The following is a 15,111-nucleotide window of genomic DNA, read 5'->3' as shown; positions in this document are numbered from 1 at the left end:
CGAGAATGATGGAAACATGCCCGGCCTGCAAGGCCCCGTTCAAAGGCAGGCAGATCTGCCACCGGTGCAAATCAGACTTGCGCCCCCTCATTGCCGTGGCAGAGCGGGCCGCTGCCTGCCTTGCGGCGGCCCGGGCCGCATTCGAGCAAAACGACTATCAGGCAGCCTGCGGCCTGGCCTGCCAGTCCCTGGCCCTGAAGCGCTCCGGAGAGGCTGAATCGCTTTACCGCTATGCCGGCTTTCTGGCCGGAAGGCGGCGAATCCTTGCCTGTCTATAGGTAAGATATTGAATGAACTCCTGCAACTCCGGGATGAAAGCATTTGGTAAATGCGCTATTCTTTCATGATTTTTATGACCCTTTCATCTAAGCAGGAGCGTAGAAAGGTATTCATTGGTTTTTGATGACCTGTTTGATAAAAATCGAGCATCAATTGATTAAACTCCAATTGTCTTTTCGCAGGAAGATTGATCGCAGGGTATCCGCAACTCAACAAGAGTCCATTCATGATAAAACGCCCCATACGCTTGTTGACATTATAAAAAAATTGGCATCTGGCCATTGTAAGAAAAAAATGGATCGCACGATCGTAAATATCGGGCATACTATGTGAGTCATTAACCATTTTTTCAAACAACTCCGGTAACGCATCAGCATGCGGCGGCATATAGTCCGTCCCTGCTATAGTCACCCCGCCAGATCTAAACTTTCCCCAATCCAATGCCTCGTCCTTACCCGCGATGCGATGGAGTGCACAGACTTTTTCACAGGTGATTTCAAACTGATTTTTATCAATCCACCCAAATAACGCGCGCCATGTATCGGCTTGGTTCAATGCTATTTGCTGGTCAGATAATTTATGTCCGCCAACGGAAATCCCATCAAGTAATGTCTGAATTTCCGGTAAGGTTAAATGAATTCCTTCCAAATTAACTGCGTCACATACAAACTCAGCTAGTTGGCGTTTCGCAAGCATTATTGCTTTTGCTTTATTTGGTTTCATGTTCCATTTCGTTTCATTCATTTCACACACCGACTTAATTATGGCGTATAGGTTTCGAACGGGCCGGATCATCCGCCTAATCGGCAGCCCCGTAAAAGCGGTTGACCCGGCAGTTCCTGCCGCGCAGCTGCTGGAGCAATAAAATATACAATTTTTTTTTGAATAACTCCACCTGATAAATAAAAACATGCAGATGAGGCCTTCAGGACCTGTGTCAGCAACTGCCCGGCAGATGCCATATCGGTCAGTCCCGGAGTCGGGTGAGCCACCTATATTATCCAGGTCTGGATAAAAGATAAGGAAAACGCCTCCTGCGGGGACGGCTGCTGCTGACCACGAAAAAATGCTTGACAATGTGAAAGCAGTATGAAATATTCTGGCAAATAGTTAGTTTATGCTAATAAATTATTATAGTTTAAAAATAGTCATTTGAATTCATTTAAGTTTGTTTTTACTTATTAAAGTCGGCAAGCGAGAGGTTGAAGGAGGTTCTCGATGAAGACAGCTGCAGCAAGATGGATGACCAGGTTACTGGTCATGGGCCTGTATCTCATTCCGCCTTCCCATGCCCATACCCCGCTGGTTTCCTGTTATGACAACCCTGAGGCGGTAACCCGCCTGCATTCTTTGAAAAGGAGAACCCCATGTTTGAGAAAATCCTTATCGGCCTGATCGTTGCCGGTGCCGTGTATTACCTGTACCGCCGGTTCAGGGCCACCACTTCCGCTGACGGTGCATCCTGCGGCTGCGGTGGATGCGACAGCTGCGGTACAGCCCGGATAGCGTGCGAATCAAACGGATCAAAACAGGAAAAAAAATGAAAAATAAACACAGAACAGTGTCAAGGCGGGTGGTTGGGACCATGGTTCCGGCGGTGGTGTTTCTGATGCTTCTGGTCCCGCTTTCAAAGGTGTCGGCCCATTCTCTGTATATCCAGTCTACCCGGTATGCGGCGGACAAGGGCAAGTCCCTCCCTCTGTTTTTCTCTTATGGCCATTATGTGCCGGTGGCGGACGGGATCCGGGGAAAGAAATTGAAAAAAGTGCAGATCACCGCCCCGGACGGCACGGTTTCCGAGATAACTGTCCGGGATGAGACCTCCCTTCATTCTTACATGGTCGACTATGACATCCCGGGCACCTGGATATTGACCGCGGAAACCAGCCCCGGATACTTTACCATGTACACCGATAAAAAGGGCCGGAACCGCCATGCCATCAAACCCATGGACCATGTCCGGGACCAGGCGGCTGAAATCCAGAAAAGCTATTATTCCCGGCAGTTTGCTAAGACCTATGTCCGTTGTGAAGCCTCTTCCGAAACGTTTCCGGCCCGGGCCGGATTGTTTCTGGAACTGGCACCGGCAAAGGACATCTTCCATCTCAAGGCCGGAGACACCCTGGATCTGGACATATATATGGATGGAAAACCCTATACCGGTGAAGGGGCCTGGGATGCCACCTACATGGGGTTTTCCACCGAGTCAGAGGATCTTTTTCATCCCAGGACACCGGTGACAGGCTCCCGGTTATCCATCCTATTTCCCCATCCGGGCCGCTGGTTTGTGCGGTATGCCGTCACAGTGCCTGCACCGGAAAAAGACAGGGACAAATATGTCCAGATGAAACTCACCGCCACCCTGACCTTTCAGATCGACAATGCACGAAAGACCCCGGAGACGGACTCACACTGAATCAGCCCGGGGAGCGATGGATAAACCGGCCGGCCAGGTAAAAGGAGAATTCAAAGGGGACTTCCCGGGTTTCCAGGGGGGAACTGCAACGGGTGGTCCCGGATAAATCCGGCATCACTGCGGATGGTGTTGTCAGTTTTGCCGAGGCAACATACTATCATCAAAAATATTCCCCGGTGATCGGTGCCGGTGAGAACGGCCCGGGTCAACCGCCCTTGCAATGTTGCCGATTGGGCGGGAACACCGACTATCGAGATTGAACCCGGGTCGTTAGGAATCCAGGAGAAGAATCGATGACAAAAGAATTAATGGTAGGAAGTATAGGTCTGGCCTTGTTCATTATTTGCCCAAGAATGGCAGGTATGGTTCATATTATCTCAAAACATTCCAATGCTTCTCTCATTTATACCGCACTATTGGGTTCTGTTATGTCAGTACCGTTGGTTTTGGTTATTGTTTTGGTATTCGGCAAATATGGTTTGTGGGGGGCTCTTGCATTCTGCATAATTACAGATTTGGGAGCCGCATTCTTTATGAAAGAATTAAGTATAAAAGCGGGAATAGAGACGTTTATTATTGCAATGTTCGTCATTTTGGGAGTAAAAGTGGCGCCATATTTAACAAATATATTCATTAAGCAATAAAAATTGATAAAGGATTTCTGACAATTGGCTCAGCCACAGCGTTCGACTGACATAGGCTGAGGGGAAATACCATTTCCACCTTGGCAACCTGGTCGATTTTGAACCGGAGACAGATTTAGGGGGAATCCACCGCACATCGGCACCAAGTATTGAAACACATAGTTTGTTGAAAGAATATGGGAGTAGCGATTCATATGGACCATTGGTTTACAATAGATCAATTTGAAAAAGACAGCTATATCATAAGCGAATACCGCCACTGGGAGGAAACGCATTGTTATCTGTTGAACGGTTCGGAATACAGCCTGCTGATTGATACCGGGCTCGGAATCTGTAACATCCATGACCAGGTGATGAAATTGACTGACAAGCCGGTTATTGCAGTGGCCACTCACATTCACTGGGACCATATCGGCGGTCATAAATTCTTTCCGGACTTTTACGCCCACAAGGCCGAACTGAACTGGCTTGCCGGAGAATTTCCTTTGACGATCGAACAAATTAAAGACATGGTCGTTGACCGCTGTGACCTCCCGGACGGCTATGATGTAAACAGATATGAATTTTTTCAGGGGCAGCCGACAAGCGTGCTGAAGGATAATGATACTATCAATTTCGGCGACCGCTTTGTTCAGGTCGTGCATACTCCCGGCCATTCGCCGGGACATATGTGTTTTTGGGAAAATGAACGCGGTCATCTGTTTACCGGTGACCTGGTTTATAAAGACACGCTGTTTGCCTACTTTCCGTCCACCGATCCAGAGGCGTACCTCAACTCTCTGGAGCGGGTATCGGCACTGCCGGTAAAAAATGTATTCCCTGCACATCACTCTTTGGATATTCAGCCTGAGATTCTTGGCAGGATGCGTGATGCTTTTCGGCAGTTGAAGGCTGAGGGCAAACTGCATCATGGCAGCGGAACCTTTGACTTCGGCGACTGGGCGGTATGGATATGAATACCGATCTCTTTGCACAAGGCGGTCAGGCTTTTCCCGGATTTTTTTCCTCCCGCCGGTATATCAGCCCTGAGAAATCATCCAGCACCATGAACAGGGACGGAACCAGGGCCAGGATGATGAGTGTGGAAAAGAGTACCCCGAAGCCAAGGGATATGGCCATGGGGATCATCATTCTGGCCTGAAAAGAAGTTTCCATGATCATGGGCATAAGACCGCCGAAGGTGGTCATCGTGGTCAGCAGGACAGGCCGGAATCGCTGAATGCCTGCGGCATGGATGGCCTCCAGGGGGGATGCCCCTTCCCGGGCCCGGCGGTTGGCAAAGTCGATGAGGACCAGGGAGTCGTTGACCACCACTCCGGACAGGGCCACGATCCCGAAGATGGAGTTGACGGACAGGGAATATCCCATGATAATATGGCCCAGCACCGCCCCGATGATGCCGAAGGGGATGCTGACCATGATGATCAGAGGCTGGGTATAGCTTTTGAACGGAACCGCCAGCAGGGTATAGATGCCGAACAGGGCCAGAAGGGAGCCGGTGACCAGGGAGTTCAGGCTTTTCTGCATCTCGGCCTGGTGGCCTTCAAAGCTGTAGGTCAGCCCCGGGTAGGTTCCGGCCAGGTCCGGCAGGACAGATGCGGCCAGTTCCCCCTTGATGTTCTCGGCCCGGGCAGGGGGATTGACATTGGCCGTGACAATAATATTCCGGCGGCCATTGGTCCGTTCGATCGTGGTATAGGACCGTCCGGCGGTCATCTTGACGGCATCCCGCAGATAGACTTCCCCGGTATCGGACCGGAGGACCAGATTTTCCAGGGTGGTTTCAACCGTACGTTCGGATTCAGGCAGGCTGACCCGCACCGTGACCTCGTTCCGGCCCCGCTGCTGTTTAAGGGCCTCGGCTCCCTGGAAAGCGTAGCGCAGCTGCCGGGCCACGGACTCTGAGGTCAGGCCCATTCGTTCGCCCAGGGGCAGCAGCTGGATATCGAATTGCCGCTTGCCCCGGGCAGACCCGTCATCGATATCGTGGACAATGGCATACTGTGACAGAGACCCGGCCAGGTCTTTTCCGGCTTCTTCCAGGGTCTGGGTGTCGGCGTGGCTGAGCATTACGGTGAGATTCTTTCCGGATCCCGGGCCGCCCATGTTGGATTCGAACCGGATATTTTCCAGGCCGGCCATGGATCCCACCCGGCTGCGCCATAATTCAGTGATTTGTGAGGTGGGCAGGGGACGCTTGTCTTCATCTGCCAGGAAGATTCTGACAGTGACCACATTCTGGGAGACATTGCTGAGCACCCCCTTGGACAGGAGGTCTTTGCCGTTTTCAGCCACCACCTCCCCGGCTGCGGCCACCAGGCGGTTTTCCACGGACTTGAGCCGGGATTCCGCAGACCCGTAAGGCAGTGTAGCGGAACAATAGGCATAGTCGGATTCACTCCTGGGAAACATTTCCAGGCCCATCCGGCCTGAACTCACATACCCTCCCAGGGCCAGCATCATGGCAAAACCAAAGGCAATAACCCCGTACCGATAACTGATCATCAGGCGCAGCAAGGCCCCGTACCGGATCCGGACAAACTGTTCAAAAGCCTGGCTGAATTTCCCCTGCCACTGTTCCAGATGGTTCAGGGGCCAGACGGCCCGGGTTCTGTTGCGGCGGCTCAGATGAGCAGGCAGAATGAAAAGGCTTTCGATGAGGGAGACCAGGAATACCGCGCCTACCACCAGGGGAATGACCCTGAAGATCTTGCCCATGAACCCCGGCACGAACATCAGGGGCATGAAGGAAACCAGGTTGGTCAGGACGGAAAAGACGACGGGCAGGGCCACCTCCTTTGTCCCGGCCACGGCGGCCTGGAGAAAAGACAGGCCCCGGGACCGCCAGTGATAAATATTCTCTCCCACCACCACGGCATCGTCCACCACAATTCCCAGGGTCACAATAAAGGCAAACATGGAAATTACATTAATGGAAAAATTTCCTGCTGACAGAAAGAGGAAAGAGCCCAGAAAGGAGATCGGTATGCCTAAACTTACCCAGAAGGCCAGCCGGGTTTCCAGAAAAACGGCCAGGAGGATAAAGACCAGAATCAGGCCCTGGAAGGCGTTTTTCATCAGGAGCCGGGCCCGTTGCTCAAACACGGAAGACCGGTCCTGGAGGATGGTCAGATGAAGTCCTTCGGGCAGGGTCTGGTTCAGCTCCGCGACCACGGCCTTGCCTGCGGCCGCCACCTGGGTGGGGGTCTGGTCCCCGACCCGGAAAATTTCGATCATCACGGCAGCATGCCCGTCAAACCGGGCCCAGGTGTTACTGTCCTCAAAGCCGTCTTTGATCTCTCCCACATCCTCCAGCAGGATCCGGGAACCGTTCGTTTCCGTGAACAGGGGCAGCCCGGCATATTCCCGGGCATATTCCCGCCGGTCCTTGACCCGGACCAGAATATCTCCGCTTTCGGTTTTCAGGCTGCCGCCCCCCAGTTCGACCGACGCTTTGGCAATGGCCTGGGCAGCATCTTCCAGGGTCATGCCGTATCTCCGCAGGATATTCTGGGGGATCTCCACCTGGACCTCGTAATTCCGGACCCCGGTCAGATCCACCTGGGTGATCTCGCCGCTGTTCAGCAGGGTATCCCGGACCTGATCCGCCGCAGACCGCAGGGTCAGTTCATCCACAGCGCCGTGCAGGACCAGGGTGAGTACCCCCCGCTTGTGGCTTCCCAAAGAGACCAGGGGCTCTTCCGCTTCGTCTGGAAAGGTGGAGATGCTGTTGACCTCGCTTTTGATCTCCTGCCACAGTTTGACCACATCCTCCCCTTCCATAAGTTCCACAGTTACCGAGGCACTGCCTTCCGATGCTGAGGCGGTCACTTTTTCGATCCCCTCGATATCTTCGATAGCCTCCTCCAGGGCCAGGACAATGCCGTTTTCCACCTCTTCCGGGCTGGCTCCGGGATAGGCCACTGTAATGGAAACACTGTCAACGGTGAAATCCGGGAAGACCTCCTGCTTGACGTTCCAGGCCGTGATCAGCCCGCCCACCAGGAAAACGAGCATGAGCAGATTGGCGATGACCGAGTTTCCCGCCATCCAGGCCATGGCACCCCGGGGGTGTGAGTCGTTATGTTTCATGGGGATGTTCATTTCGGGTCTCCGTCGGGTTCAGGCCTTTTTTCAGGGGTCTCAGGTGTTGCAGGCTGATCATTTTTGGTTTTCAGGGGCATGCCCTGCACCGGGGCGGCCAGGCCCGAGGTGACCACCTGCTCTCCCGGAGACACCCCCGAGGCGATGTAAACCGCTTCCCTGTCCTTCCAGGCCAGAGACACCCTGCGGATATCCAGGGCATTGTCCTGGTTGATCCACAGGGTATCATCATCCTGAAGGGCTGCTCTGGGCAGGGCCACCACCCCGGACAGGGCCCGCCCGGTAATGGTGACCCGGACGTAGTCATCCAGCATCAGGGGCGCGGCCCCAGGGTGGACCGATGTGTCCAGGGGCTCTTTCACCGCCACGATCACCGTGGCCACACGTCCGGAATCGTTCACCTTGCCGGCCACCTGAATCACCCGTCCCTCCCGGGATCCTGCACCGGTCTGGGAAAAGATGGTGACCGGGCATCCGCCGGGATACGCTCTGTCGATATAGGGAAGCTGGTCCAGGGGCACCATGGCCTCCACCCAGAATTCGTCCGTCCCCACCAGGGTCACCAGGCTTTCCTGGGTTCCCACATAAGCACCTTCGTTGACGGAACGCTCAATGATCATGGCGTTGAAAGGGGCAACGACAGTGGTTCTGTTCAGGTTGAGCAGGGCCTGGTCCAGGTCCGCCCTGGCCGAAGCCACCTTGGCCCGGGCCTGGGCCAGCTGGGGTTTGCGCAGGGCCAGATCGGTCTCGTCCACCCTGTCCGGTGAAACTTCTGTAAGCAGCCGCAGCTCTTCTCTGGCAATGGTCTGGCTGCCCTGTTCAATGGCCAGTGCAGCCGTGTCGTCAGCCAGGGCGGATCTGGCTTTCTGGACACTGATCTTGTAATCGGCCGGATCCAGGCGCACCAGGATCTCCCCTTTTTGTACCAGGCTGCCGGGCAGAAAATGTTCTGAAACTGCCTGGACCACGCCGGAGACCTGTGCCTTGAGCGTCACCTCCCTGGCTGCTGTCACCGTACCCATGGCCGTCACCCGGGTCCGGGTATCGGCAGCGGCTGCGGTCATGGTCTCCACCATGGTGATCTCCCGCTGGGGCAGGGTTTTTTTAATGACCGGGGCTGTGGCCTTGAAGTAGGACCAGGCGGCTCCGCCGACCAGTATCAGCAGCAGGGGCAACAGCGCCCGGAACACTTTGCCGGGAAAAGTGAGTTCTCGTTGGATATTGTCAGGCATGTCGGTTTACTCCGTGTGAGATATGAGGTTCCGGGTCCAGTCGCCGCCCAGGGTCCGGTAAAGGGTGATCCGGTTCTTGATCTGGGTGGCCTGTTCTTCCACCAGTTGACGTTCCAGGCTCTGGGCACTGGTCCAGGCAGTGAGGTAGGACAGATAGTTGTCCTGGCCGTTCATGTACTGAATCCGGGCCGTCTTTACGGTCAGGCGGGAGGCCTCAAGCTGCTCTGTGAGCAGAAGGAGATATTCGCCCTGACGTTTTTCCGATATGAGGCTGTCCTCCACTTCCTGCACCGCCTGGGCAACGGTCCGGGCATAGGCGGTCAGGACCTGATCAGCCTCGGCCCGGGCCCGGTCCACCTCCGCCTCCCGGCGCTCCCCGTCAAACAGAGGGCCCGTGACTGCGGCGGCAAGAGTGGCAACCCAGTTGGAGAATAGCAGATCCAGGGAACTGCTGGAAACGGCGGCCTCTGCCGACAGGGTCAGGGAGGGCAGGCGGTCTGCCCGGGCCGCGCTCACCTGCCAGTCCACCGCCTTGAGGCGAAGGCCGGCCGCCCGCACATCGGGACGGGTAGCCAGAAGATCGGCCGGCAGCCCGGCTTTGGGCAGAGGGATCAGTTTCGGCAGAGTGGCCTGGGAAATGGAAAGGCTGTCGGCCCCGGCCCGGCCCAGCAGAACGGCCAGGGCATTGCGTTGTTGTTCCTCGGCCTGCTGCAGGGTCGGCAGGACAGCCCGGGCCTGAGCCAGGGCCTCCCGCTGCTGGGACACGGCCAGGGTATCGGCCTGGCCGTTGAGAAACCGCAGTTCCTGGAGTTTGAGCATCTGCCGGTTCATCCGGATCTGATTTTCCAGGATCGCAATCTGCCGGCGCAAAGACAACACCGCCACCCAGGACGTGACCACATCCGCAGCCACAGTGACGGCCGCAGCCTCCAGGTCTTCCCGGGTGGCGTCGTATTCCAGGATTTCAGAGGTATGCAGTGCCTGAAGCCGTCCCCACAGGTCCAGTTCATATCCGGCAGAGAGGTTGGCGCTGAATGTCCCGGACTGGTCACTGGCACTTCCGGCAGCATCGGTCTTTGTCTGCTGCCGGTTTTTTTCCGCACCACCGCCGTAGTCCAGAGACGGCGAAAGATCCGCTCCGGCCTTCCGGGCGGCAGCCTCTGCCTGCCGGACCTTGGCCAGTGCCGTTCTAATATCAAAGTTGCCGGACAGTGCCCGGCCCACCAGGGTGTTCAGTTCTTCGCTGCCAAAAGCCTGCCACCACTTTCCCGGGCCCGGGTCAGCTTGGGTGTACAGGGGCTGGTAGTGTGCCGGCAGGGCCAGCGGGGTCCCGGGCCGGGTCTCTGGTTCAAACAGGCTGCATCCGGTGAAAAGCACGGCTGCCATGGCAATGGCACACAAGGATTTAAATGGTGAGGGTAATGGATTCAATTGATTTTCCAGATTCACATAATTGTTTCTGCCACGTTTTTTCATGGCTTGCTTCCCTTAACGGACAGGATGGCAAAAACCTGCGGAAAAAAAAGCGTGTTTTATTTTTAGAAAAATTCTGACAGGGCCAGGCGCAGGGTTTTTCGGGCACGGACCAGGAGGGATTCCACTGCGCCCTGGGACAGGTCCATGACCTCGCAGATTTCTTTATAGGTCATCTTTTCGGTGTGCCGCAACAGCAGGGCGGTACGCTGGTTCACAGGCAGTTTTGCCACAGCGGCCTCCAATGCTTTCTCAGCAACGGCCCCTTCCAGCAGGTTCAGGGGGGTGTCCGGTTCACAGGGCTCGAGCAGTCCGGTCATGGGTTCGGTTTTTCTTTTGCGGTAAAAATCAATACAGAGGTTTTTCATGATTTTCAAAAGATAGGTGCGCAGAGATGCCTGGGCCTGGTACCGTCCCGCAGCCTTGAAAAATCTTAAGAAAGTCTCCTGGGCGGCATCTTCCGCTTCCTGGGGATGGTGAAGCATCCGAAGGCCAAACCCGTATACCGCGTCCTGGTGGCGCTTCAGGATTTCGGCAAAGGCTTTTTCATTGCCCCGGGCCGTGAGCCCGGCCAGTTCCTCATCATTGAGGCGGGTGTAACCGAAACCCAACATTATCTATGGGATGTTTTTTTCTGCGTTGCCAGGATATGCTCCCTGACACGGCTGAAAAATTCAGCGCCCTTTTCGTTGCCGAGTTCCCTCCGCATGATCAGGACATGAAATTCGAACAGTTCCTGCTTTTTCTGAAACATCTGCGTCGAGACCTGCATGCATTCATGCAGATGATCCTGGTCCAGGGGCTCCGGCCAGGTCAGGCAATCAAGGGCTTCCATGCGGGCGGTTTTGTCGGCCTTGTCAAGGGCGGTCACCTCTTTCCGGAAATCGGCCATGATTTCGATAATCCGCTCTGATTCGGCTTCGGTCAGGTTCAACTCCCGGACAATGGTTGTCAGTTCCTCCCACCGGCGCTCATCTCGGGTCATGGCCCGATCAAACGTATGAAAAAGGGCCATGACCATAAATCCGATGTTCAGGGCCACAGAAAAAAAGATCAGGGTCCGTTTGTAAACCAGTTTCATGGGTAAAGCCTTTCGCTGTGATACAGGATTTGGTAAGGGGTGGACGGAGATCCCGGATCCAGGGCGGCAGCCAGGTGCGTGCCCATGACCGCTCCGCAGACCAGGCCTGCCAGGGTGGCCCCGCAGACGGCGCTCCGCCAGGCCAGGGTGAGGTGACGCCACCACTGGGCCAGGTTCGGTGGGTCTGTCAGGGCATGAAGAGCCTGCCGGATCTGCCCGGAGAGTTTTCGGGGTGCGGCCAGGGGTGGGAGTTCGTCCAGAGCCCGGGCCAGGTGTACCAGAGACTGTGCTTCTTTTTTGCATGCCGGGCACTGGGCAAGGTGCTCCTCCAGCGCGCGGGTCTCCCCAGGAGGAAGCTCTCGGTCCACCCAAGCATCCAGTCGTTTTAAAATGTCATTGCATCTCATGAATACCTCCGGCAGACAGCCTTGCTGAGACTGTCTGTGTACTCAAAAATTCTCTGTTACTCTTTTAACGAGGCAACATCCTTTTTCCTGCGTATTTTTTTTCCGCCGGATCTTCCGTTGTCTGGCTTATGAATACGTGAGGAGAAGATGCCGGACCTACGGGTATCTTTTACCTGAACTGAAGATGAAAGTCCATCTCCATGAGTTCATCCGTTGCATGGGTGACGTGGAGTACGGCTGCATGGGTTGCATCCACAATGGAACGAATCTGTTCTTTGACCTGCATTTTCAGGGATGGGTCCAGTCCGGTAAAAGGTTCGTCCAGAAGCAGAAGATCCGGTTCTACGGCCAGTGCTCTGGCAATGGAAACCCTTTGGTTCATGCCTCCGGACAACTCTTTTGGATAGTGGTGCCTGAACGGGTCAAGATTCATTTTAAAGAGAAATTCAGCAGCGGTTTCCAGGGCTTTTTTTTTGGTGAATCCCTTTGCCTCCAGAACCAGGCAGATATTTTCCTGTGCCGTGTACCAGGGCAGCAACCTGGGTTCCTGGAAAACATATCCGATGATTTCTGCATTGACGGTAACACTGCCTGCTTTGGGGTGCAACAGGCCTGCGGCCATTTTCAGCAGGGTTGATTTTCCTGATCCGCTGGGGCCCTGGATGCCGATGATCTGTCCCGGAAGAACCTCTAAATACAGGTGGCAGAACAGGCTTTTGTCCCCATAGGCCATGGCGACATCGTCAAAAATGAGTACCGGGCGGGTCATTTTTGCGCTCTGTCCGCCATATGCCGCTCCAGAGGGCGGAATATGAAAGCTTCGGCTCCTGCGGCAACACCCATGCTGATCAGGGCCAGGGCATATAGTTCAGGGGTGTCCAGCCGGCTTCTTGCAACAGCCAGGCAGTATCCGACGCCCTGACCCGCTCCCAGCACTTCGGCCAGCATCGAGACCCGGACAATGCTTCCGCCGGCAATGACCAGGGCAGAGAAAAAAGGGCCTGCAGCAGCCATGATGTAAATTTTTACCAGTTTTGTCCTGAAGCTGAGCCGGTACACCTTGGCCATGGCCAACAGATTTTCATCTGCCCGGCCCATGGCATCGACCAGGTTGACAAAGATCACCGGGGCTCCCATGGAGGCGGCGATGGAGATAACCATCAGGTCCCCCATGCCGAACCACAGCATAAATACCACCACCACCACCACGCCCGGTACCGTGGCAAGCATCCAGCGAACCGGTTCCACCAGGGCCCTGACCTGGTGGAATATCCCGCCGAGAAGACCAAGGATTCCCCCGGCCAGGACGCAGACACAAAGGGCCAGGCCCATGCGCCTGAGGCTCACCGCAAGGTGGCTGAACCAGAATTCGCCGTTGGATAAAAGGGCAAGGGCAGCTTCAATGGTATCACGGGGTGAGGCCACCACCAGGCCGGAGAAAGCCGAGGCCGCCAAGTGCCAGGCTGCCAGCAAAAGCAGGATGCCAAGAAAGAAAAAGACCGGGGAACGCTTCATCTCAGATCCATGAAAAGCTCCGGGCCCGGCAGTTTCCCCCCCACAGCCCCGGGGTTTTTTTCGTAAATTTTTTCCAGAAAAAACCGTGTTGAAGCAAAGACCGCATCTCCTGAAACAAGCTCTCCACCAACCTGGGTCAGGCGGCCGTCGCAGATCTGGACCGCCAGGGCCGGCAATTCTTTTTCTGCCAGCTCCACGGCTTTATCGGGGTGCTTTGTCATCCACTCTTTTGCAAGGTGATAGCCTTTGATAATGTTTTTGATTCGTTCCGGATGATCCAGAGCCTTGCCGAAAATGCAAAGGGCATTGGCATAGAGGGAGTGACCGGTAAATTTTCTCTCCCATTCCCGGCCTAAATGAAGGTGCTTGAAAAGCATGGGTCCCTCCCTGTTCTGGGACCGGTCCACAGCCAGAGAGGCGGCCGGTTCCGCCAACAGTGCATGGTCCCCCCGGTCCAGGAGCAAAAGATTCACCGACTCCAGGGCGCCGCCCGTGTGCCGGGCTTCAAGACCGGGGATCTTTTCTCCCATTACAGTGGAAAAGAGAAGCCCGGGCATCTCTCCATGACCGAAAGGAAAGAGAATGATTCCTTTCAAAGGGACTTCCCGGGCAGTATTCGTGCTGACCACCCAAAGGGGGGAATCAAATACTGCGGCAATCCCTGTCCTCACCCCCTTGTTGAAAAAGGTGGCTGCACTGGTAGTGGTGATGACGGCGCCCTGGATCTTTCCGGCAGCGATCATGGCCCGGGCCTGGTCAGGGGAATTCCAGGGAATGAACTCCACTGCCTCTCCTGCCAGCCCCATCCGGGCCATTACGGCAAAGGTCAGGCTTTCGGCCACCGGCGGCCCTGAGATACAAAAGGATTCCAGACAGAGCCCGGCCCGGCCCGTGCAGAACAAAAAGAGCATTGCCAAAATCAGCATCCTTTTTTTCATTGCACTCCTTTCCTGGCAATGACCAGTTCGCATGGGCCGATACCAAGATCCATGCACCGGCTCTCCACCGATGCAAATCCGGCATTTTCTAGAAGCACGGAGATTTCGCCTTTTTCAAAAGAGACATCCTGGCCTTCCAGTGCCAGGGAAAGCCGCGACAGAACGATGGACTGCGGCTGTGTCCGTTCATGGGTCAACCCCTCGTGGAGACAGAGGAGCACCCCGCCATGGGTCATGGCCGCCTTGAGCCGTGCAAAAAAATCAGCCCTGTCCCGGACATAATAAAGGTTGTGGCTGGCCCAGACAATATCGTATCCGTCTCCGAAATCCACCTCGTTATAATCCCCGGCAATGAAGGAAATCCGGTCGAGGATACCCGCTTCCTTAAGCTCTTTTTCCGCCAGGCGGATGATGGCGGGTTGATCCAGCAGCACCCCGTGAAGTTCCGGATGCCGTTTCACCATTTCCGCACCCATGAGTCCCGGTCCTCCGCCAAGGTCCAGCAGCTTTTTGGCAGGGGAGAACTCGGGCAGGGCCTGGACCAGGTCTGCGGCAATACGGGCCATCCCTGCCCGCTGGTAAGCGGCCAGATGGGCCACAGCATTTTCCCATTTGGCTTCGCTGTCCAGGTGTTCAGTTTTTTCAATTTCCGGCGGCCCAGTTCTGACAATTTGGGTGATCCATCCCAGGTTTTTGTGCTGCATGGCCTTCATCTGGTCCACGAACCGCTTCATGCAGAGCGGACTTTTTGAATCCAGATAGCAGGATGCAAAATCGGTATTGCGGTATTTTCCCGCCTGCTTTTTCAGAAAGCCCATGGCTGTCATGCCGTTCAGGAAAAAACCCAGTCCGGCGGGGTCTGTTTCAATGTGAAGGGCCTTGGCCAGGCCCTCTTTGTCCATTTCATCTTCCAGGACGTCGGCAATTTCAAGTTCCAGGGCCGCTTCCAAAACAGCCATCTTGACAGGACCCAGCATGATGTCAAATAAAGGGTCCATGGAAGGGGGGTGATTTTGATTCAT

General features: G+C 55.3%; 16 protein-coding genes and 1 pseudogene. 6 read left to right on the top strand and 11 right to left on the bottom strand.

Features of this window, described 5'->3' with window-relative positions; genetic code table 11:
• Positions 1-5: 5 nt before the first annotated feature.
• Positions 6-278, top strand: coding sequence for a hypothetical protein (locus K365_RS0120245; RefSeq protein ID WP_156887758.1), 273 nt, complete (start codon positions 6-8; stop codon positions 276-278).
• 55 nt (positions 279-333) lie between these two features.
• Here the strand turns inward: K365_RS0120245 and K365_RS0120240 are convergent, their stop codons facing one another.
• Positions 334-1,023, bottom strand: coding sequence for a Fic family protein (locus tag K365_RS0120240; RefSeq protein WP_024336052.1), 690 nt, complete (start codon positions 1,021-1,023; stop codon positions 334-336).
• A 189-nt stretch (positions 1,024-1,212) separates the two neighbouring features.
• Here K365_RS0120240 and K365_RS29170 point away from each other — a divergent pair.
• The 5 genes and pseudogenes from K365_RS29170 to K365_RS0120210 form a co-directional block, all read left to right on the top strand.
• Positions 1,213-1,335 (top strand): annotated as a pseudogene (locus K365_RS29170) (mercury methylation ferredoxin HgcB); the annotation flags it as partial.
• A 311-nt stretch (positions 1,336-1,646) separates the two neighbouring features.
• Entirely contained in the window at positions 1,647-1,823 is a 177-nt protein-coding gene (locus K365_RS27535; RefSeq protein WP_084489929.1) for a FeoB-associated Cys-rich membrane protein, read from the top strand.
• A complete protein-coding gene (locus K365_RS0120225) occupies positions 1,820-2,695 on the top strand; it encodes a DUF4198 domain-containing protein (protein WP_024336051.1) in 876 nt (291 codons plus the stop codon). The genes K365_RS27535 and K365_RS0120225 overlap by 4 nt, the downstream gene beginning before the upstream one ends.
• A 293-nt stretch (positions 2,696-2,988) precedes the next feature.
• Entirely contained in the window at positions 2,989-3,339 is a 351-nt protein-coding gene (locus tag K365_RS0120215; RefSeq protein ID WP_024336050.1) for a hypothetical protein, read from the top strand.
• Positions 3,340-3,515: 176 nt separating this feature from the next.
• A complete protein-coding gene (locus K365_RS0120210) occupies positions 3,516-4,295 on the top strand; it encodes an MBL fold metallo-hydrolase (protein ID WP_245569221.1) in 780 nt (259 codons plus the stop codon).
• Between the two features lie 25 nt (positions 4,296-4,320).
• On the opposite strand, the gene K365_RS0120205 is transcribed toward K365_RS0120210, so the two are convergent.
• The 10 genes from K365_RS0120205 to K365_RS0120160 form a co-directional block, all read right to left on the bottom strand.
• The gene (locus K365_RS0120205; protein ID WP_024336048.1) at positions 4,321-7,431 is read right to left on the bottom strand and encodes an efflux RND transporter permease subunit; all 3,111 of its coding nucleotides are present in this window, start codon (positions 7,429-7,431) and stop codon (positions 4,321-4,323) included.
• Between the two features lie 8 nt (positions 7,432-7,439).
• Positions 7,440-8,675 (bottom strand): efflux RND transporter periplasmic adaptor subunit, encoded by a 1,236-nt coding sequence (locus K365_RS0120200; protein WP_024336047.1) that lies wholly within the window; start codon positions 8,673-8,675, stop codon positions 7,440-7,442.
• Between the two features lie 6 nt (positions 8,676-8,681).
• Entirely contained in the window at positions 8,682-10,151 is a 1,470-nt protein-coding gene (locus K365_RS0120195; protein ID WP_024336046.1) for an efflux transporter outer membrane subunit, read from the bottom strand.
• A 62-nt stretch (positions 10,152-10,213) separates the two neighbouring features.
• Positions 10,214-10,762 carry an RNA polymerase sigma factor gene (locus K365_RS0120190; protein ID WP_024336045.1) on the bottom strand — a complete coding sequence of 183 codons (549 nt, stop codon included), beginning with the start codon at positions 10,760-10,762 and terminating at the stop codon, positions 10,214-10,216.
• Positions 10,762-11,229, bottom strand: a complete 468-nt coding sequence (locus K365_RS0120185) for a hypothetical protein (RefSeq protein ID WP_024336044.1) — start codon at positions 11,227-11,229, stop codon at positions 10,762-10,764. Before K365_RS0120185 ends, K365_RS0120190 begins: the two co-directional genes overlap by 1 nt.
• The gene (locus K365_RS0120180; protein WP_024336043.1) at positions 11,226-11,636 is read right to left on the bottom strand and encodes an anti-sigma factor family protein; all 411 of its coding nucleotides are present in this window, start codon (positions 11,634-11,636) and stop codon (positions 11,226-11,228) included. Before K365_RS0120180 ends, K365_RS0120185 begins: the two co-directional genes overlap by 4 nt.
• A 169-nt stretch (positions 11,637-11,805) precedes the next feature.
• Positions 11,806-12,405: an ABC transporter ATP-binding protein gene (locus K365_RS0120175; RefSeq protein WP_024336042.1), complete on the bottom strand. Its 600-nt coding sequence runs from the start codon at positions 12,403-12,405 to the stop codon at positions 11,806-11,808.
• Positions 12,402-13,151: an ABC transporter permease gene (locus tag K365_RS0120170; protein ID WP_024336041.1), complete on the bottom strand. Its 750-nt coding sequence runs from the start codon at positions 13,149-13,151 to the stop codon at positions 12,402-12,404. The genes K365_RS0120175 and K365_RS0120170 overlap by 4 nt, the downstream gene beginning before the upstream one ends.
• Positions 13,148-14,089: a substrate-binding domain-containing protein gene (locus K365_RS0120165; protein ID WP_024336040.1), complete on the bottom strand. Its 942-nt coding sequence runs from the start codon at positions 14,087-14,089 to the stop codon at positions 13,148-13,150. The genes K365_RS0120170 and K365_RS0120165 overlap by 4 nt, the downstream gene beginning before the upstream one ends.
• The gene (locus tag K365_RS0120160; RefSeq protein WP_024336039.1) at positions 14,086-15,111 is read right to left on the bottom strand and encodes a class I SAM-dependent methyltransferase; all 1,026 of its coding nucleotides are present in this window, start codon (positions 15,109-15,111) and stop codon (positions 14,086-14,088) included. The genes K365_RS0120165 and K365_RS0120160 overlap by 4 nt, the downstream gene beginning before the upstream one ends.

Source organism: Desulfotignum balticum DSM 7044 (assembly GCF_000421285.1).
Classification (GTDB): domain Bacteria; phylum Desulfobacterota; class Desulfobacteria; order Desulfobacterales; family Desulfobacteraceae; genus Desulfotignum; species Desulfotignum balticum.
The sequence above is the reverse complement of the archived record's forward strand: the minus strand, read 5'-3'. Positions and strand labels throughout refer to the sequence as shown.